The sequence below is a fragment of the Nocardioides pymetrozini genome, from assembly GCF_046058985.1.
Classification (GTDB): Bacteria; Actinomycetota; Actinomycetes; order Propionibacteriales; family Nocardioidaceae; genus Nocardioides.
This window is the reverse complement of the sequence record NZ_CP175556.1, coordinates 1,202,337-1,219,945: the sequence shown is the minus strand read 5'-3', so window position 1 is coordinate 1,219,945 and position 17,609 is coordinate 1,202,337. Positions and strand designations below refer to the sequence as shown.

26 protein-coding genes are annotated in these 17,609 nt (G+C 70.9%); 15 read left to right on the top strand and 11 right to left on the bottom strand.

Features of this window, described 5'->3' with window-relative positions; genetic code table 11:
* Positions 1 to 25: 25 nt before the first annotated feature.
* The 12 genes from ACJ5H2_RS05945 (at position 26) to ACJ5H2_RS05890 (ending at position 9,048) form a co-directional block, all read left to right on the top strand.
* Complete coding sequence (locus ACJ5H2_RS05945) at positions 26 to 1,078, top strand: phage portal protein (protein WP_408898648.1); 1,053 nt, start codon at positions 26 to 28, stop codon at positions 1,076 to 1,078.
* Complete coding sequence (locus ACJ5H2_RS05940) at positions 1,078 to 2,673, top strand: hypothetical protein (RefSeq protein WP_408898647.1); 1,596 nt, start codon at positions 1,078 to 1,080, stop codon at positions 2,671 to 2,673. Before ACJ5H2_RS05945 ends, ACJ5H2_RS05940 begins: the two co-directional genes overlap by 1 nt.
* A gap of 86 nt (positions 2,674 to 2,759) precedes the next feature.
* Positions 2,760 to 3,311 (top strand): hypothetical protein, encoded by a 552-nt coding sequence (locus ACJ5H2_RS05935; protein WP_408898646.1) that lies wholly within the window; start codon positions 2,760 to 2,762, stop codon positions 3,309 to 3,311.
* Entirely contained in the window at positions 3,311 to 3,658 is a 348-nt protein-coding gene (locus ACJ5H2_RS05930; RefSeq protein WP_408898645.1) for a hypothetical protein, read from the top strand. Before ACJ5H2_RS05935 ends, ACJ5H2_RS05930 begins: the two co-directional genes overlap by 1 nt.
* Positions 3,659 to 3,670: 12 nt before the next feature.
* Entirely contained in the window at positions 3,671 to 4,114 is a 444-nt protein-coding gene (locus ACJ5H2_RS05925) for a hypothetical protein (RefSeq protein ID WP_408898644.1), read from the top strand.
* Positions 4,111 to 4,458 (top strand): hypothetical protein, encoded by a 348-nt coding sequence (locus ACJ5H2_RS05920; RefSeq protein ID WP_408898643.1) that lies wholly within the window; start codon positions 4,111 to 4,113, stop codon positions 4,456 to 4,458. The genes ACJ5H2_RS05925 and ACJ5H2_RS05920 overlap by 4 nt, the downstream gene beginning before the upstream one ends.
* A 2-nt stretch (positions 4,459 to 4,460) precedes the next feature.
* Positions 4,461 to 4,832, top strand: coding sequence for a hypothetical protein (locus ACJ5H2_RS05915; protein WP_408898642.1), 372 nt, complete (start codon positions 4,461 to 4,463; stop codon positions 4,830 to 4,832).
* 117 nt (positions 4,833 to 4,949) lie between these two features.
* Complete coding sequence (locus ACJ5H2_RS05910) at positions 4,950 to 6,167, top strand: hypothetical protein (protein WP_408898641.1); 1,218 nt, start codon at positions 4,950 to 4,952, stop codon at positions 6,165 to 6,167.
* Positions 6,164 to 7,792, top strand: a complete 1,629-nt coding sequence (locus ACJ5H2_RS05905; protein ID WP_408898640.1) for a hypothetical protein — start codon at positions 6,164 to 6,166, stop codon at positions 7,790 to 7,792. The genes ACJ5H2_RS05910 and ACJ5H2_RS05905 overlap by 4 nt, the downstream gene beginning before the upstream one ends.
* Before the next feature lie 10 nt (positions 7,793 to 7,802).
* Complete coding sequence (locus tag ACJ5H2_RS05900; protein ID WP_408898639.1) at positions 7,803 to 8,165, top strand: hypothetical protein; 363 nt, start codon at positions 7,803 to 7,805, stop codon at positions 8,163 to 8,165.
* Positions 8,162 to 8,695: a M15 family metallopeptidase gene (locus ACJ5H2_RS05895; protein ID WP_408898638.1), complete on the top strand. Its 534-nt coding sequence runs from the start codon at positions 8,162 to 8,164 to the stop codon at positions 8,693 to 8,695. Before ACJ5H2_RS05900 ends, ACJ5H2_RS05895 begins: the two co-directional genes overlap by 4 nt.
* Before the next feature lie 11 nt (positions 8,696 to 8,706).
* Complete coding sequence (locus ACJ5H2_RS05890) at positions 8,707 to 9,048, top strand: hypothetical protein (RefSeq protein WP_408898637.1); 342 nt, start codon at positions 8,707 to 8,709, stop codon at positions 9,046 to 9,048.
* A 56-nt stretch (positions 9,049 to 9,104) separates the two neighbouring features.
* Here ACJ5H2_RS05890 and ACJ5H2_RS05885 read toward each other — a convergent pair whose 3' ends face one another.
* From ACJ5H2_RS05885 to ACJ5H2_RS05860, 6 genes are all read right to left on the bottom strand, one after another.
* The gene (locus tag ACJ5H2_RS05885) at positions 9,105 to 9,857 is read right to left on the bottom strand and encodes a tyrosine-type recombinase/integrase (protein WP_408898636.1); all 753 of its coding nucleotides are present in this window, start codon (positions 9,855 to 9,857) and stop codon (positions 9,105 to 9,107) included.
* Positions 9,858 to 9,977: 120 nt separating this feature from the next.
* Entirely contained in the window at positions 9,978 to 10,271 is a 294-nt protein-coding gene (locus ACJ5H2_RS05880) for an RNA polymerase subunit sigma-70 (protein ID WP_408898635.1), read from the bottom strand.
* A complete protein-coding gene (locus ACJ5H2_RS05875) occupies positions 10,268 to 10,423 on the bottom strand; it encodes a hypothetical protein (protein WP_408898634.1) in 156 nt (51 codons plus the stop codon). The genes ACJ5H2_RS05880 and ACJ5H2_RS05875 overlap by 4 nt, the downstream gene beginning before the upstream one ends.
* The gene (locus tag ACJ5H2_RS05870) at positions 10,420 to 10,734 is read right to left on the bottom strand and encodes a hypothetical protein (protein ID WP_408898633.1); all 315 of its coding nucleotides are present in this window, start codon (positions 10,732 to 10,734) and stop codon (positions 10,420 to 10,422) included. Before ACJ5H2_RS05870 ends, ACJ5H2_RS05875 begins: the two co-directional genes overlap by 4 nt.
* Entirely contained in the window at positions 10,731 to 10,976 is a 246-nt protein-coding gene (locus ACJ5H2_RS05865) for a hypothetical protein (protein ID WP_408898632.1), read from the bottom strand. Before ACJ5H2_RS05865 ends, ACJ5H2_RS05870 begins: the two co-directional genes overlap by 4 nt.
* Before the next feature lie 190 nt (positions 10,977 to 11,166).
* Positions 11,167 to 11,622 (bottom strand): TY-Chap domain-containing protein, encoded by a 456-nt coding sequence (locus ACJ5H2_RS05860; RefSeq protein WP_408898631.1) that lies wholly within the window; start codon positions 11,620 to 11,622, stop codon positions 11,167 to 11,169.
* 109 nt (positions 11,623 to 11,731) lie between these two features.
* On the opposite strand from ACJ5H2_RS05860, the gene ACJ5H2_RS05855 reads away from it, so the two are divergent.
* On the top strand, positions 11,732 to 12,436 hold the full coding sequence (locus ACJ5H2_RS05855) for an ANTAR domain-containing protein (protein WP_408898630.1): 705 nt from the start codon (positions 11,732 to 11,734) through the stop codon (positions 12,434 to 12,436).
* 23 nt (positions 12,437 to 12,459) lie between these two features.
* Here ACJ5H2_RS05855 and ACJ5H2_RS05850 read toward each other — a convergent pair whose 3' ends face one another.
* A complete protein-coding gene (locus tag ACJ5H2_RS05850; RefSeq protein WP_408898629.1) occupies positions 12,460 to 12,624 on the bottom strand; it encodes a hypothetical protein in 165 nt (54 codons plus the stop codon).
* A 165-nt stretch (positions 12,625 to 12,789) separates the two neighbouring features.
* Positions 12,790 to 13,635: a mechanosensitive ion channel family protein gene (locus tag ACJ5H2_RS05845; protein WP_408898628.1), complete on the bottom strand. Its 846-nt coding sequence runs from the start codon at positions 13,633 to 13,635 to the stop codon at positions 12,790 to 12,792.
* 104 nt (positions 13,636 to 13,739) lie between these two features.
* Here ACJ5H2_RS05845 and ACJ5H2_RS05840 point away from each other — a divergent pair, with 104 nt between their 5' ends.
* Positions 13,740 to 14,165: an SRPBCC domain-containing protein gene (locus ACJ5H2_RS05840; RefSeq protein WP_408898627.1), complete on the top strand. Its 426-nt coding sequence runs from the start codon at positions 13,740 to 13,742 to the stop codon at positions 14,163 to 14,165.
* Positions 14,166 to 14,186: 21 nt separating this feature from the next.
* On the opposite strand, the gene ACJ5H2_RS05835 is transcribed toward ACJ5H2_RS05840, so the two are convergent.
* The 3 genes from ACJ5H2_RS05835 to ACJ5H2_RS05825 form a co-directional block, all read right to left on the bottom strand.
* Positions 14,187 to 15,182 (bottom strand): helix-turn-helix transcriptional regulator, encoded by a 996-nt coding sequence (locus ACJ5H2_RS05835; protein WP_408898626.1) that lies wholly within the window; start codon positions 15,180 to 15,182, stop codon positions 14,187 to 14,189.
* On the bottom strand, positions 15,179 to 16,123 hold the full coding sequence (locus tag ACJ5H2_RS05830) for a WYL domain-containing protein (RefSeq protein WP_408898625.1): 945 nt from the start codon (positions 16,121 to 16,123) through the stop codon (positions 15,179 to 15,181). The genes ACJ5H2_RS05835 and ACJ5H2_RS05830 overlap by 4 nt, the downstream gene beginning before the upstream one ends.
* Before the next feature lie 64 nt (positions 16,124 to 16,187).
* Positions 16,188 to 16,967 (bottom strand): crotonase/enoyl-CoA hydratase family protein, encoded by a 780-nt coding sequence (locus tag ACJ5H2_RS05825; protein WP_408898624.1) that lies wholly within the window; start codon positions 16,965 to 16,967, stop codon positions 16,188 to 16,190.
* Positions 16,968 to 17,127: 160 nt separating this feature from the next.
* Between ACJ5H2_RS05825 and ACJ5H2_RS05820 the strand changes: the two genes are divergently transcribed.
* Complete coding sequence (locus ACJ5H2_RS05820) at positions 17,128 to 17,595, top strand: hypothetical protein (RefSeq protein WP_408898623.1); 468 nt, start codon at positions 17,128 to 17,130, stop codon at positions 17,593 to 17,595.
* Positions 17,596 to 17,609: the final 14 nt, after the last annotated feature.

Genomic DNA, 17,609 nt, shown 5'->3' with positions numbered 1-17,609 from the left:
GAACGCGTGTTCGACGATTCCGGACGTGGGCCTCCTCGACTTCCTGATCCCGTCTCGTCAGTACGAGCTTGCGGTCCAGGCGTCCCTCGACCCGAGCACCCTGCCGTTCGTCTCCCCGTGGGCGTCCTCCGACCTCCAGCGCATCGTGTTCGAGGACATCTTCGGATCCGACGTCCCGAACAACACGCGCGCCGCCGCGATGCGGATCCCCGCCCTCGCGCGCGGCCGCAACGTCATGGTGTCGTCCATCGCCCGGAACCCGCTCGTCGCGAAGCGCAAGGCCGATCCCCTCGACCCTCAGCCGTCATGGATCTGGGCCACCCGAGGCGGCATGTCGCCGCAGTTGCGCATGGTCTGGACCGTCGACGACCTGATGTTCTACGGCCGCTCGTGCTGGTGGCGCGACAACGGCGCTGACGGCTGGCCCCTCGCCGCCGACCGCGTCGACATCGCCGACTGGTCCATCAACGACGACATGCGCATCGAGATCAACGGCGAGGCCGTCGACCCGCGCCAGGTCATCGTGTTCTTCGGGATGCACGAGGGCGTCCTCGGCTACGGCTACGAAGCCATCGGCGACATCCGCGCCCTGTACACCGCCGTCCGCAAGCGGCTCCGCAACCCCATCCCAGGCATCGACCTCCACCAGACCGGCGGGCGCGACCTCACCGACGACGAGATCGACGTCCTGATCGCCCGATGGGCCGCCGCCCGCGACGGCGTCAACGGCGCGGTCGGGTTCACCAACAAGGACATCGAGGCCAAGACCCTCAGCGGCGGTGACGACGGGCAACTCATGATCGAGTCCCGCAACGCCGCAGCGGTCGACGTCGCCCGCATGATCGGCGTCTCTGCCTCTGTCATCGACGCGACCAGCCCCAAGGCGTCGCTGAACTACGAGACCACCGAGAACCGCAACGCCGAACTCGTTGACCGCGACCTCGCGCTCTACATGGACCCGATCGCGTGGCGGCTCTCGCAGGACGACGTGACCCCCCACGGGACCCACATCGCGTTCGACACCGCCGCGTTCACCGGCCCCACCCTGCTGCCCACCGGCCCGGCCCTGGAGGACTGATGCGGATCACCATCACCGCAGGCATCGCGGCCGACGCCCAGCGCCGGACGCTGGTCGGCACCGTGTACCGCTACGGCGAGGTCGGGCAGACCTCGGCCGGTCCGCTCGGCGTCGGCCCGTCCATGCCGCCTCCGCCGATCGGGCTGCCCGTCACGCTGGAGCACGATCGCGGCATCATCCGCGCCCACGTCGCGATGGTCGACAACAACGGCGAGCGGCTGCGCGTCGCCGTCCGCGTCGTCGACGGCCCCCTCGGGGACGCCGCCCTCGCCGAGGCGAGCAACCGCCAGCGGGCCGCGTTCTCCTTCGACATCGAGGACGCCGAGATCGTCGACGGCCTCATCGTCTCCGGTCGCTGGGAAGCGATCGGTCAGGTCGCTGACCCGGCCTTCAACAGCGCGCGCATCGACCGGATCGCCGCAGCCTCCACCACTCAGGAAGGAACATCCATGCTGACTGACGAGCAGCGCGCTCGGCTCGAGGAGCTGATCGCCAAGGACTCGCTGACCCCCGAGGAGGCCGAGGAGCTGAACGGCATCCTCGCGATCCTCCAGACCGCCGTTTCGGTCCAGCAGCCCGCCCCCGAGGCTGCGCCGGCCGCCGCTGCCGCGACCGCCTCCACGCCCACGCAGGCGGTCGCCGCAGCGGCCCCGGCGTCCGTCCCGCCCGTCCCCAGCGGGCTCCCGCGTCCGGCCACCCGGACCAGCACCCGCCAGGGCAACGCGCTGGAGGAGTTCTGCAACACCATCCACGCCGCCATGCAGCCCGGCGGTGGCGGCGCCCAGGCGATCACCGCGGCGTTCACCGACGTCACCTGGAGCGCCAACTCCTCGACCGAGGCCCCGGCCTGGTCGGGCGAGCTCTGGAGCGGCCTGCAGTACGAGCCGGAGTTCACGCCCCTGCTCAACTCCGACACCCTCACGTCGTGGGAGGGCTCCGGTTGGCGCTGGGTCCAGAAGCCGCAGATGGCCGACTACGCGGGCGACAAGGCCGCCGTCCCCTCCGGGCCGGTCTCGACGGAGCCCGGCACCTACGAGGCCGCGCGCATGGCGTGCGGTCACGACATCGACCGGAAGTTCTACGACTTCCCCGGCGGTGCCGCGTTCCTCAAGTCCTACGCCGAGGCCGCGCGCGAGGACTGGGCCGTGAAGCTCGACGCCAAGGTCGAGGCGTACATCATCGCCCAGGCCGTCGCCTCCGGCGTCGACCCCGGCGCGGGCGGGTTCCTGACCCGTCTGGCCCGGCTCCTGCGTAACGTCCAGCGCCGCCGCCTCGGCCGGTCGCCGTTCCTGATCCTGAACGACAACGACTACGACCGTCTGTTCGACATCACCAACGACGACCTCCCGGCGTTCATGGACCTCGTCGGCCTCGACCCCAAGCGGATCGTCGCCTCCGACACCGTGCCCGCCGACCTCGCGATCGCCGGAGCCAAGCAGGCCGCCACCGTGCGCACCCTGCCCGGCTCCCCGATCCGCGTGGACGCGCAGCACCTCGCCAACGGCGGCGTCGACTCCGCGTTCTTCGGCTACTGGGCCATCGAGGAGCACCACACCAGCGGCATCCTCTCGATGGACCTCGGCTACGCCGCCTGACAGACCCCGCGCCCGGCCCGGTGGCCATGACGGGCCGGGCGCGGATCAACCGTCAAACACCCGTTGACACCAGAAAGGCAAGCAGCATGACCGAGTCCACCGACCAGACGCCGCCGCCCGACCCGGCTCCGGCGCCCGCCACGACCAGTAGCGAGGCCAAGCGGTACGCCGCCTACGACAAGACCTTCAAGCGGTTCGTCGGCGGCGGCACCCACGACAACCGCAAGGCCGCCGCCCGGCCGCCCGCGACCGCAAGGTCAAGAACTTCGAGGTCCGGGAGGTCTGACATGCCGCTGCCGACCGGAGAGCCCACCAGCCGCGAGGAGATCAAGGCATGGGCCAAGATCACCGACAGCAAGGACGACACGGTCCTCGACGACGTCGCCGCCGCCGTCAACGACCTCGTCCGTGGGCTCCCGGTCGCGCAGCGATCCAACGCCGACCCCGCCCCCGAGGAGTGGCCCGCCCAGGTCAAGTTCGGCGCCACCCTGCTCGGTGCTCGACTGTTCCGCCGCCGCAACACCCCCGGCGGTGTCGAGGCGTCCGGAGCGTTCGGCATCGCCTACGTGCGCCGCAACGACCCCGACGTCGCGCAGATGCTCGAACTCGGCGAGTACTCCCGCCCGGCGGTCGGCTGATGTTCGACCTCGCGCCCGTCAACGCCCTCGTCGAGCAGCTCCAGAACGCCGACATTCGCGCCGACCTCGACCCCGCCACCCTGAACCTCCCCGGCGTGTGGGTCCAGGTCGTCGGGTTCAAGGTCGACACCCTGACCAAGTTCAAGGCGGACCTGCGACTCCAGTTGCTCGTCCACGACACCGACGCCGTCCGCGCCCAGGCCGACCTCCTCGACCTCGCCCGCAAGGTCAACGCCGCCGGGATCCCCGTGCGCACCGCCATCGCCCGGACCGTCGTCCTCCCGGACGGCACCCCGCTGCCCGCCCTCCAGGTCCCCACCGCTGTTCGCGGTGACCTCACCCCGTAAGGAGCAACACCCATGACGATCGAGACGTACCAGCTCGGTCCCGGCACCCTCACCCTCGGGGCCCTCGGCTCCGCGCTCTCCGTGTCCAGCCAGGTCCGGTCCTGCGCCGTCGAGACCAGCGAGAACGTGACCACCCGCCCCGCGATCCCCGTCCTGTCCGGCGAGAAGATCGCCGAGACCTCGTCCGAGACGTTCTCGCACGTGCTGACCGGGACCTTCCTCCAGGACCTCGCGGCGGGTGGGGTCGTGGACTGGTCGTGGCAGCATCGCGGCACCGAGCAGCCGTTCACGTTCGTGCCGGCCACCGCCGAGGGCCGCGAGGTCTCCGGGATCCTCAAGCCCGTTCCGCTCAAGGTCGGCGGCGACGTCGAGAACGAGGGCGAGGGCGACCCGCCCTCGGCGGACTTCTCGTGGCGCATCATCGGCGCCCCGACGTTCGGAGCCGTCGCGCCGTGACCCTCAAGGCGAGCGCCGAGGGCGCGGACCGGCTGGCCACCACCATCGGCCAGGCCGCCGCCGCGCTCCTCGACCTCGCCCCGGTCAACGAGGAGGCCGCATCCGACGTCCTCGGGTTCGTCGACCCACCCGTCCGGACCGGCCTCCTCGCCTCGACCGTCCGCGAGGAACACGACGCGCTCGGGTTCACCCTCACAGCGGGCAGCCAGGCGGCCCGCTACGCGCCGTTCGTCCACGCACAGGACCCATTCCTCACCGAAGCCCTCGAACAGCGGCAGGAGGCCGTTGTCGAGCACTACGTCGACCACGTCCGCGACGCGGTCGACCTGATCCAAGGAGACTGAACATGGCAATCAAGATCGAGAAGCACACCGTGGCCTTCCTCAAGGACGGCCAGGTCGTCGAGCACGACATCGAGGTCTACGGCGTCGACCGGCTCCGCGCCGAGTTGGAGGGCCGCCGCCAGGGCATCCAGGGCCAGCGCGCCAACACCAACGTGCGCGGCGGCAAGGGCACCACCAACGTCGAGCTGACCGACATGGGCGACATGCTCAACCGCAAGGCCCTCGACCTGTGGGCCGCGTGCGTCCGCCTCGGCCTCTACGAAGCCGACTCCCGCAAGTGGCGCACCGAGGACTTCGTCGGCTCCGAGGAGCACAAGGACGAGGCCACCGAGACGGACCCTACCCAGCAGGGTCCGAGCACTGGCGCCGCCTGACCCTCGCCTACGCCTTCGGCGACCCCTCGTTCTGGCTCGACCGAGCCGACGACGCACACGTCGCCACCGCCGAGCAGATCCTCCAGACCATCCGCGAGCAGAGAGAACGGGCACGACGTGAACGACGTTGAGATCGCCATCAGGGCCACGGCCGATGTCGCGGCGGCAGCGGCGGGCCTCGACGACGTCGGCACCGCCGCACGCGGCATGGCCGAGGACGTCGACCGCGCCAGCCGCGACGCCGCCAAGTCCCTCGACGGCGTCGGCGACGCCGTCGACGGCACCGCCTCCAACGCGAGCGTCCTCGCCGGAGCGTTCGGCGACGTCGCGGGCGGCCTCGGCCTCATCGGCCTCGGCGGGTTCTCCGACGAACTGGAGTCCGTCGCACCGGCACTGATGCTGGTGGCCGGTGCGGCGGACATCGCCTCGGTAGCGATGAACACGCTCAGCCTGTCCCGGATCAAGGAAGTCGCGGCCAACGCTGCGCAGCGGGCCGCGTCGATCGCCACCACAGTCGCCACGACCGCGCAGACCGTCGCGACCAACGCGCTCAACCTCGCCATGCGGGCCAACCCCATCGGCCTCATCGTGACCGCGATCGCCGCCCTGGTGGCCGGGCTCATCCTCGCCTACCAGAAGTCCGAGACGTTCCGCGAGATCGTCAACGCGGTCGGCCAGGTCGGGCGCGAGGCCATCGGCTGGATCGTCGACAAGGTCGGCGACCTCGTCACCTGGGTCGGTGAGACCGCCCCGGCCGCGTGGGAAACCCTCAAGAACGCCGTCGTGACCGCGTTCAACATCATCACGACGCCGCAGCGGATCTTCCTCGGCCTGATCCGTGAGGTCGTCGACTGGGTCAAGGAGCGGATCCCCGCCGCGTGGGACGTTCTCAAGACCACCGCCGTGACCGCTTTCAACGTCATCACGACGCCGATCCGTACCGTCGTCGGGATCTTCGGCGACATCGTCGACTTCGCCAAGCAGAAGATCCCGAAGGCGCTCGACTCCTTCAAGGAGACCGCCGTCGACGTGTTCAACGCGGTGACCGCCCCCATCCAGGCCGTGATCGACCTCATCAAGGACATCGTCGGCTGGATCGGCAAGATCGACCTCGGCGTCATCGGAGACATCGGCGAGAAGCTCGGCGGCATCCTCGGCCGGACCATCGGCGGCGACGCTCCCGCCGTTGCCGGCCGAACTGTCCAGGCCGCCACTCCCGGCCCGACCGAGCACATCGAGATCAACATCTACGGCGCCACCGACCCCGACGCGACCGCCCGCGCGGTCCGCTCCGCCCTCGACGGCCGCACCCGCCGGATCGGGGCGTGGACGTGAGCGCCCCCTACCGCGTCACCGTCACCATCGGCCCCACGTCGAGGGGTCAGACCTGGTCGTGGACGGTGAACCGCGGCGACCCCGTCACCGCGTTCCCGGTCCTCCTCGACGGCATGTCCTTCGAGTGGGCGTTCCCCGACTCCCCGCTCTGGCCCGTCCAGCCCGACCCCGTCGCGGTCAAGTTCAGCATCCTCGCCGAGGACGCCGCCGACCTCAACGGCATCGATCGCGACGTCCCCGTCCTGATCCGCGTGTGGGCAGGGTTCACGATGGAAGGCGAGGAATTCGACGCCATCACCTTCCCCGGCCGTATCAGCGACGTGACGGGCTCGCCCCTGCCGTTCGGTCACCCCGTGACCGGCGACGACGTCGACGGTTGGCGCCTCGACGTCATCGCGGTCGACCGGGTCGCCGACCTCGGCCAGTACTCGTTCGCCTACCAGTGGGGAACGCCGCCCGTCCCGCATCCGGTGGTAGCGCCGAGCACGCCACTGCACGAGATCATCCGAGAATTCGCCGCCGCAGGGCTACCGGCCCCGGACTTCGGTCACACCGCCACCTACGTCGGCGAGTTCTACCCGCCCTTCCGCGACGGCGGCGGGTTCCCCGTCGTCGACAACAACGCGATGATCCAGGGCACCAACCTCCTCGCCTCCACGGTCGAGCTGCTGACCCAGTACGCGGACGGCGGCTACGTCCCCCAGGGCCAGCAAGGCACCAAGACCGCGTTCACCAGGTACCCCGCCGAGGGCTGGCGGCACGGCATCGTCCAGGCGAACACCACCGACGACGGCGGTATCAACCCTGCCGTCCCTTACCGCATCGAGTGGGTCTCACGCCGCTACGGCCTCCAGCCCGGCATTGGCCCCTCGGGGCCCGGCCAGTTCGGCAACACCGGCAGCGGCTACGGGATCATCCTCGCCCCGCCCCCGGACTCCGTCGTGATCGGGGGCGTGACGATCCCGATCGGCGACGCCAGCGTCGTCATCAGCGCCGACTACGTCGACCACGGCGCTCAGTGGACCCGCAACAAGTTCGATGACCCCAACGTCGTCACGGTCCTCGCCACCCTCAACCCCTACCCTGGCAACCCCGGCCTCGACTGGAAGATGGTCACCGAGACCAACCAGCAGCCCGGCGAGGGCGTCACGTCCGCCCAGGTGTCCCCCAAGTACGGGATCATCGGCAGCGACTACGCGCGGTGGGTGGCCGAGATGTACCTCGGGGACGACGCCGAGCCCTCCACCCTGTGGGCCGCGTCCGGGTTCCGGTGGTACGCCTCCCAGGACCCGTCGTGGCCCATCGGCCGGAGCCTGTTCCCTGGCGCCGCGACATGGGGCGGCTACTCCTCGCCCATCGTCGTCGACGGCATCCCTGCTACCCAGCGTCCCAACGGGCGCCGCTGGTACGTCGGCGTGCCCAAGGCGGTCACGTGGACGTTCGGCGAAGGCGAGTTCGTCATCGACCTCGACCTCTTCCCCCGCATCCCTCGACCCGTCCTCGACGTCGGGATCCCCCTCACGTGGGCCGAACTGGACGCGGACTTCCCCACCGTCACATGGGCGCAGCTCGACGACTCCGACTGGCTCGAGTACCGCCTCGCTCGCTCAACCGTCTACTCCTGAAAGGCACGCCATGTCCGGCACCACCTCCCGAGGGTTCCGCTACCCCGACGACACCGACCCCGTCAACGACGGTGCGCTTGCCGTGCGCAACCTCGCCAACGACGTCAACACCAAGGTCGGAGCCCATGCCTCCGGGTCCGTGAACGTCAGCGTCCCGGCCGGGGACTCCTCCGGCTCCGGCAGCGTGATCGTCGCTTTCCCGGTCGGCCGGTTCACCGCAGCCCCCCGGGTAGTCGTCTCCTCGACCACCTTCGGCTACGTCGCATGGGTCGACCAGATCACCGCCACCCAGTGCCGGGTGCTGCTGACCCACATCAACGCCACGCCCGGCGCGATCACCGCCGCCGTCCAGTGGATCGCGGTGCAGCAGTGAAGCGCCTGACCTCTCAGAACGGCTGGCCCGTCCTCCTCTACGGGTCCGACCTCCTGCACACGTGGACGATTCCGGCCAAGTCCGGCGCGTTCACGATCCGGTTGCGCAACGGCTCGGCTGGGTTCCTCCTGGCGCACTTCCTCCTCTGGTTCGCCGACACCATCGAGAAGGTGCTCGGGCCGCAGCTCGACGACTGGGGCCACGCCGTGCGGCCCGTCCGTGGACAGGTCACCGGCTACAGCAACCACGCCTCGGCCACCGCCTTCGACGTCAACAGCCTCCGGCACCCTCTCGGGAAGCGCGGCACCTACGCCCGCTGGCAGTACCTCCGCATGCGCGCGCGGCTCGCCCTGTACCGCGGCTGCATCCGCCTCGGCATCGACTACCGCAACCGGCCCGACGAGATGCACGGCGAGATCAACAAGCCACTCCCGGCGTGCGAGCGCGTCGCCCGCCGCCTCATCAAGACCAAGCGCGGCAGGCAGATCCTCGCCGCGAACCCCGGCCAGCGCGCCGTCATCCTCTCCTGAAAGGAACCCCCGTGAAGACCTCCAACGTGGCGATCATCGCCACCGCCACCCTCGGCGGGATCACCATGCTCGCCGTGGTCCTCCTCGTCGCCCTGGCGCCCGAGGACGCCGACCTCGGCCTCCTGATCGGCCTGCTGCTCACCGGCGGCGGCAACCTCCTCGCGACCATCCTCAACGTCGGCCGGACCGAGCAGGTCCGCGCCACCGTCGACGAGCTCGCCAACGGCAAGATGGACTCCAAGATCCGCGCAGGCGTCGCTGACGTCCTCCCCGACCACATGGTCGACCCCAAGGTCCGGCCGCAGGTCGAGCGCGATCGCGAGGTGCGTGACAGGCAGCACGACAGCCACTGACAACAACCAGACGGCCCGGACCCTCCCCCCAGGAGGCTCCGGGCCGTTCTGCTTGCTCAGGCCGCCGTCCCCGGCCGAGCGCCTTCCATCGCCGCCCTGATGGCCGACGCGGGCACCTCGGTGTAGATGGCCGTCGTCTCCGGCTTCGCGTGGCCCAGGAACTCCTGCACGGCCCGGATGTCCTTGCCGACTGCGTACGCCTTCGTCCCGGCCCTGTGGCGCAGCGTGTGGGTCGTGTGGCTCTCCAGGTAGCGCTTCACGATCCGGCCCAGGTGCGCCGGGGTCAGGTGCCCGCCGTTCGGCGACGGGAACAGGTAGCCCGCTGGCAGCCGGAGGATGTGGTGCGCCAGGTCGGCGGGCAGCGGCACCAGCCGTTCGTGTCCGCCCTTCCCGATCACTCGCAGCGACCAGCCGACCAGGTCCCGTTCCATCCAGTCAGTGTGTGACCGCGCGATCTCGCCGCGCCGCAGCCCGCACGTGCCGCCGAGCATGATCGCCCGCCACGCCCGAGCGTCTGCCACCCGGAGGCCGAAGTCGAATACCTCGTCAGGCGTGGGCCGGGGCTTCGCACGCGGGATCCGGATGGCTGGCAGGTCGGCGGCTGGCGAGTGGTCGAGTCGCCCCGTGCTCACCGCCCACCGCCAGAACGCCCGCCACGACGCCCGGTAGGACCGCTTCGTGTTCGGCTTCCAGTCGTGGCCGCCGAGCCAGTCGATCAGGTCGTCGGTGGTCACGTCGACGGGTCTGGCGAACACGTCGGCGAGCCGGGACACGTGGTAGACCCGCAACCCGATCGTCTCCCTCGACATGCCACCCGCGACCATCCACGCGGTCCATCGTTCGATCAGTTCATCCCAAGACATTCGTTCCCTCACGAGACGGACGTACCACCGTCCCGAGACGGACTACGGAGCCGGGCCGAAGGTCCCTCACGACGCCGACCGAGCGATCTTCCGGCCGTACCGCTGCTGCGCGGCCTGCCGGGTGATCCCGAGTTCCCGGCCGATCTCGAACCACGACCAGCCGTAGCGCTCGCGCATCGCCTGCACCGCCCGGACCTCGACCTCCTCCAACTCGACCCGCACTGCGACCAGGGCGGCCAGGTCGACCGGCTCGCCGTCGCCGACCCTCTTGCCGGCCGCGCGCACGATGCGTCGCGCGAACTGCATGAACTCGTCGTTCTCGACCTCGACCTTGCGACGCTTCCCCCGCTGCTTGCTCACGCCGCCCGCTCCCGGCACTCACCGCACAGGTCGCGGCCGTCGATCGTGTGGATCCAGCCCTCGGGCTGGCGGTCGTCGTCGGCAGCGGTCTCCTCCGTGCACCCGTCTCCGTCGCAGATCCACTCCCACACCAGCACCTCGCGCCACGTCATCGCGCACACCGCCAGTCGTGCTCCGCGCACAGGATCCGGCGAACGAGCTTGTGCGCCACCCGGTGCGGGATCCGGTCACGGCGGATCACGAACTGACCGCCCTCCCAGGTCGTGTAGGTGACGAACGACGGTCCGCGCCGGTCGCCCATGTGCCGCCCGTCCCACACACAGTGAGCGTGCTCGCCACGCTCGGACGGGCAGGTCGTCCACTCGACGACAGGCCGCGCGTCAGCGGGCGCATCGAGCACCCCGGACACCACGGACGCCGCGACGATCAGCAACGCCGCCAGAGCCATCCGCACCGCCCTCATGACGCCACCGCCTTGCACGTGTGGTCGGCCTTCAAGCCGGGCGTTAGGTGGCAAGCGCACTTGCACTCGATCGGCAGCACCAACCGCTCAGCGACGTCGACGTACCGCTGCGCGGACCCGACTCCGCCGATGACGGTCGGTTGGGGGAGGCGAACGCGCATCCACTCGACAGATTCGCCGAAGGAGTTCTCCGTCCACGTCTTGACGAACTGACCACAGAGCCGGGCGCCGAACAGGTCCATCTGAACGCAGGTTCCAGGGTTCATGACGCCACCGCCCACAGGTGACGCGGGCGCCGATTCACCGTCAACGGAGCGTTGACCGCTCCGCCAGGCAGTGCCCTTAAACAGCGGGTTCGGGGTTCGAGTCCCTGATGGCGTACCGGACGCAGAGGCCCACTCCCCCGGGGGTGGGCCTCTCGCCGTTCTCCGGTCAGGACACCGCCGGCTCGTCGTCGGCAACGACGTCCAGGGCGTCGACGAGGAAGGCCGGGTGCACGACGCCGAACACCTCCCGCAGCGCGGTCACGATGGCGTCGGCGGTCTCCGCCGTCCGTCCGGCGGTGACCTGGCGCCAGTGGTTCGGGCAGCTCGCATCCGGCGCCTCCCACCCGGCCCGGGCCAGCACGTCCGCCTGAGCCGGGTCGAGCCAGTACCGCGGGTGCAGGTAGTGGTCGCTCGAGACCTCGGCGCGCAGTCCCTCCGCGTCCGCCATGACCTGGACGTACGGCGCGCAGGGCGCCTCGTCCCGCTCCGGGGCCTCGACCTCGATCAGGAAGGGCCACACAGCCTCTCCCCGGGTCGCCTCGTCGAGCCGGCGGTGGAGGTCGTGCCGCAGCACGGTCCACGCCCGCTCGGTCGCCTTGTGCAGGTCCACCCTCGTCCGCATCCGCGAAGCCCCTCCTCGTTCCGCACAGGAGCGTACGGCCGATCGCGGGCGGGCATGACCGGTTCGGGCAGATCGGTGCGGGTACCGCTGGACGGACCGAGGAGGAGCAATGTCGGAGGATTCCCCCAGGATCGCCGAGGCGCTGACCGAGGCCGCGAAGGCGATCAGCCACCACCGCACGCTCGACGAGACGCTCGACGCGATCGTCCGAGCGGCGCAGCACACCGTGCCCGGATTCGACCACGTCGGCATCTCCGTCGCCCACGGGAACGGCCAGATCGAGACCCGGGCCGGGACCGGGCAGCTGGTGTGGGAGCTCGACGACCTCCAGTACAAGCTGGGAGAGGGCCCCTGCTACGAGTCCATCGCCGACGAGGCCGTCCTGCTGCTCGAGGACGCCCGGACGGAGACTCGCTGGCCGCGCTATCTGCCCCCGGCGCGCGCGAAGGGCCTGTGCTCGCAGATGGGCCTGCGGCTCTACACCGAGGAGGGCACGCTGGGCGGCCTCAACTTCTACTCGGTGAGCAGCACCGGGATCGACCCGGACGCCGTCCAGCTCGCGGAGCTGTTCGCGGCGCACGCGGCCATCGCCTTGGGCCACGCCAGGTACGCCCATCAGCTCAACGAGTCGGTGGCGTCGCGGCAGGCGATCGGCACCGCCATCGGGATCATCATGGAGCGCTACCAGATCACCGAGGACCGCGCGTTCCAGTTCCTCGTGCGCGCCAGCAGCACCAGCAACGTCAAGCTGCGCGTGATCGCCCAGGAGGTCGTGGACACGACCAATGAACGGATGACGGCGACCGGTCAGTAGTCCCGGACGAGGCGGAGCGCCCGTCAGGACGAGGCGGAGCCGTCCAGGAGCTCGGCCGCCACCCATCGGGTCTCGACGTGGCCGTCCCGCTCGAAGGTGACGAGGGCCTTGGCCTGCTGCCCGTCCCACTTCAGGAGCAGCGCGGGGACGAGCGCGCCATCGAGCGCGACGTGGACAGTCTCGGACAACGGGGCTCCTGCCATCGGCCGGGGCCGAGTGGCCCCTGGTCAGCCCGCGTCCTGAGCTGTGCGCCCATCCTACGGCCCGCCCCCCAACGCGCCCACCTGCGGCCCGGCGCGCGGACGCACACCCCCCGTCGAGAGTGCGCGCCCGGACGCCTGGGTGGACGTGGCCTACCGCTGGTGGCGGCCCTCGCCGCCGTCCCAGCCGAGCGCGTCACCGGTGACCGGCGACGAGTACTGCTGGGTGGAGGTGGCGGTGCTGTACGACGCCTCGGTGGGTGCCGCCGGCGTCGCCGCCTGGTCGCGCAGCTCGGCCTCCGCCCGCGCCTTGCCGGTCTGCACGTCCCGCTTGACCTGCGCGGACTGCTCGCGGCCCTTGGCGTAGGCGTCCTCCAGCATCCGCTGGGCCACCGAGCGGCCACCGAGGCCGAAGGCGAGGGCCAGGCCGAGGGCGAGGGCGCCCATCGTGGCGGCGAAGGCGATCCGGACGATCTCCGGCGCGATCTGCAGCTGCTCCAGGATCATGAACATCGCGACCACCATCACGACGGCGGGCAGCACGGTCGCCGCGATCTTGCCGGTCGGGGTGTCGCCCATGATCCGCGAGATGCCCGTGGCGACTGCGCCGGAGACCAGGGCGGCCACGACGAAGATGGCGATGGCCACGACGATGTTCGGCAGGAAGGCGAGCACCTGGTTCATGAAGGTGGTCAGCGCCGGGATCTGCAGGGCGCTCACGGCGGCCACCGTGAAGAACAGGAAGACGAACCAGAAGACGACCCGGGAGACGGCGCTGGAGACCCGAGCGCCGGGGAGTACCCGTTCGACGTAGGTGTGCGCCCTCGACTGTTGCAGCTGGTGGTCCACCCCGGTCATCTCGAGTGCCTTGCGCACCGCGACCTGCACCACCTTCGCCACCAAGAAGCCGATGGCAAGCAGCACCAGGCAGCCCACGAGATTGGGCAGGAACCCGAAGAACCTGTCCGCTGCGTTCTGGAGACTGTTTCCGATGTCCATGACGTCTTCCCCCTTGAGATGTGATGGTCACGTCATGGTGGGGCGGTACCACCGCACGAGATCGGCACACGGGTAGCGGTCCGAGCATGGGGTACCGCCGGGCCATGACCAGTCAGAGCGCAACGGCAGACGTGCAGGTCTCCGCCTCCCCCGCTCAGGTGTGGCAGGCGCTGACCGAGCCCGACCAGATCCGCGCCTACTTCTTCGGCGCCGACGTGGAGACGACCTGGGACCCCGGGTCGCCGATCACGTGGCGCGGCGAGTACGACGGCCGCTCGTTCGAGGACAAGGGCGAGGTGCTCGAGGTGGAGCCCGAGCAGCGGCTCGTGGTCACCCACTACAGCCCGCTCACCGGCCTGCCCGACCGGCCCGAGAGCTACCACCGCGTCGCCTGGCGGCTGCAGGACAACGGCGACCACACCGACGTGGTGGTCGAGCAGTCCCTCGCCGAGGGCGAGGAGGAGGCGGCCGCCCGGGAGAACTGGGAGAACGTGCTGCGCCAGCTCAAGGAGCACGTCGAGCGCGGCTGAGCTCCGCGCACGGGCCGGGCGCTACGACGTGTGGTGGAGCAGCAGCTCCTCCGCGAGGACCACCCCGGCGCTGTCGAGGGACGGCGGGTCGAGGACGGTCGCCGTCGGCCCGGCGGTCAACAGCAGCCGACCGACGCGGTCCTCCACCGGCGGCAGCAGGTCGAGGTCGACGACCACGTCCTGCTCGTCGTCGTGCACGAAGCTCACCTGCTCGGCGTAGAAGTCCGCGACCCAGCGGGACTCCTGCGGAAGCAGCACGCGGACCCGGGTGGTGGCGCGCTGGACGGCCAGCAGGTGGTCGACGTCGCCGGGAAGCGTGAACTCCCTGTCGAGCACCTCCACCGACCGGATGTTGGACAGCAGGTAGGTGCGGATCCGGCCCGCGGCGTCGACCGGCCCGGCGTCGACCTCCCAGCCCCGTCGGGTCTGCACCAGGCGCCAGGGCTCGATCTCGCGCTCGGTGACACCCGGCTCCCAGGCCCGGGAGTACACGATCCGCACCAGCCGCCGCTCGCCATGGGCCCGGCGCAGCGCCGGCAGGTGCTCGCTCCGGCCGGCCCCCGGCGCCGCGGCCGCTCCCGGGGCGTCGGGGGCCGCGTCGCCGAACATCGTGCGAGCGAGCACGTCGAGCGCCTCGGCGAGCTCGCCATTGTCGGGCTCGATCTCGAGGAGGGCCTGCGCGGCGGCGTACACGCGGGCCAGCTCACCGGCGTCGACGTACTCGACGCCCAGGTCGATCGGGCTCTCCGCGACCAGGCGGACGACCTCGGCAGTGCCGGGGTCCTCGGTGTCGCCGTCCGGTCCGAGGAACTCCAGGACCTCCGGCCGGGAGAGCAGCCACTCTCCACCGATGTCGGCGGTGTAGAACGCGAGCAGGTCCTCGCGCAGCTCGGCCACGGAGGTGCCGAACTCGCTCGCCAAGTCCTCCAGCGCGAGCCCGTCCGGGCTCGCCGCGAGCCGCGCGAAGACCTCGGGCAGCCGGGCCGTGCGCAGGACATATCGCGGGGTGGTGGTCACGAGGCCTCCGCTCCTCGTGCCGCCGCCAGGAACGCGACCAGCTCGGCCCGCACCTCCGGCGGGCCCTCGACCCGCACCCGGTCGTCGAGCTCGACGAGGCGGGCGTGCAGGGCCGCGCGATGGGTCACCCGGTAGCGCAACAGAACGTCGTCGCCCGAGGTCTCGGTCGCGAGCGGCTCACCGAGCCAGCGGCGGACGTCGGGCGCGAAGTCCGCGGGCGCGCGCAGGGTCACCTCGACGGGCGGGTCGATCTCCCAGGAGATCGGGTGCAGCGCGGCGTGGCGCACCTGCGGCAGCCGTCGTGCGGTGCGGGCGTCGTCGGCCTCGGCGTCGACCATCCGGGAGACGACGAAGGTCTTGACGACCGGGCCGTCGGCGACGTCGAGGTCGGCCTCCTCGACCCCACGCAGGTACCACACCCCGCTCTGGCTGCGAACCGACTCGGGATGGACGACCCGCGGGGTGCCCTTGTAGCCGAAGCGCAGCACGCGCTGGTCGCGCACCGCGTCGACGACCAGGCTCAGCGCTTCAGGGGCGCTCGCGCGGATGGCCGCGGGCACGGAGGGCGCCGGGGCCGGGTCGGTGTCGTCGGACAGCCCGAGCCGGTGCGCGAGATCGCCCTGGTCGGCCAGCAGCACCGCTCGGCGCAGGGCCGCCTGCTGGCCCAGGGAGAGCCGCACCCGCAGCCGGTTGTCGACCGTGGTCATCCGGTAGACGGCGGGTTGCCCGGGCGGCGCGATGTTCTCGATCCGCCAGCCCTGGCGCTCGAGGTGCCGGATCTCCCGTTTGAGCTGGTCGTGGCCCGAGGTCTCGGGAAAGCCGGCCACACGGTCCAGCTTGGCCGCGGGGACCCCGCCCTCGGGATACGCCTGGAGCATCGCGGCGATCCGCACGAGCCGCTCCATGGGTCCGCGCTGGTCCCGTCCCGGGGCGTTGGCCACCGTGTCCTCCCTGTCGTCCGCATCGTGCGCCGCGAGTCCCGCACCGGGCGGCGGTGCACCCGGCTCAGTCGGCGAAGCTGCCGTGCCTGCCCGCTCCGTCGGCGAAGCGCGTCGCTCCGGAGAGCGTATCCGCGCTGAGCGAGCGCAGGCCGTGACCCCACTCCAGCGCCAGGGCGTCGTCGAGGCCGAGGCCGTGCTGCCCGTACGACGACAGGCGGTCCTCGCGCAGGCAGGTCTGCGGGAACGCGGCGAGCTGCTGGCCCAGGGCCACGGCCTCCTCCAGCGCTGCCCCGGGCGCGGAGATCCGGTTGGCCAGGCCCATCCGCAGTGCCTCCTCGGCGCCGACCTCGCGCCCGGTGAGGATCAGGTCGAGGGCGTGCGAGTGCCCGATCAGGCGGGGCAGCCGGATGGTGCCGCCGTCGATGAGCGGGACGCCCCAGCGCCGGCAGAACACGCCGAACGCGGCATCGGGGTCGACGACGCGCAGGTCGCACCACACCGCGAGCTCGAGGCCACCCGCGACGGCGTAGCCCTCGACGGCGGCGATCACCGGCTTCGACAGCAGCATGCGCGTCGGCCCCATGCCCGCCGGTCCGGCATCGGGACCGTCGCCCGGGGCACCCACGTGCACCTCGCCCCTGCTCACCGCCTTCAGGTCGGCCCCGGCGCAGAACACCCCGCCGGCGCCGTACAGCACGGCGACCGACGCCTCGGCGTCCGCGTCGAACTCCGTGAAGGCCTCGGTGAGCAGCCGTGCGTGCTCGGCGTCGACGGCGTTGCGCACCTCGGGCCTCGCGATCGTCACGATCGTGACCGGTCCGCGCTTCTCCGCCTCGACAGCCATGGGCCGAAGGCTAGAGCCTCCCGGCCCGCTCGGCAGGCACCCCTTGACAGGAGGACGCCTGCCTGAGACTCTCCCCATCTCCGTATGGCCATCTCAGGATTGTCCGCTGCGGCTGGCAACGAGATCTCGGGGCCGTTGCCTTCACCGGAAGGACAGTTCGATGCGTTTCAGAGTGACCTTCGCCAGCATGGGCATCCTTGGCGCGAGCGTCCTGCTCGCCACCCCCGCACTCGCCGTCGACTGGGGATCGGCGTCCAATCCGGTCTTCGGCTACGAGAACGGCAAGAAGTTCGGCAAGATGTACGGGAAGTTCTACAACGACAACTCGGTCTCCGCGATGAGCACGACCTGGCAGTACGACCTCCGGCCCGGAGGCAACAAGGTGCGCGTGGAGACCGACTTCTACTGGTATCGGATCTGCCAGAGCTACCAGAGCTCGCCGTCGTGGTGCCCCGACGTCTCGAAGCAGACTGAGGAGACCAACACCGCCAGCTGGGTGAAGGACTCCCGGGCGCGCAACCTCAGGTTCGACTCCTCCGCCAGCCGCGGCGGCATCGACATCTGCGAGATCCAGGCCTGGAGCAACGATCCTTGCAGTCCTCAGGCGCTCCCGCAGTTCTCCTACTAGCGCACGCCGGCCGA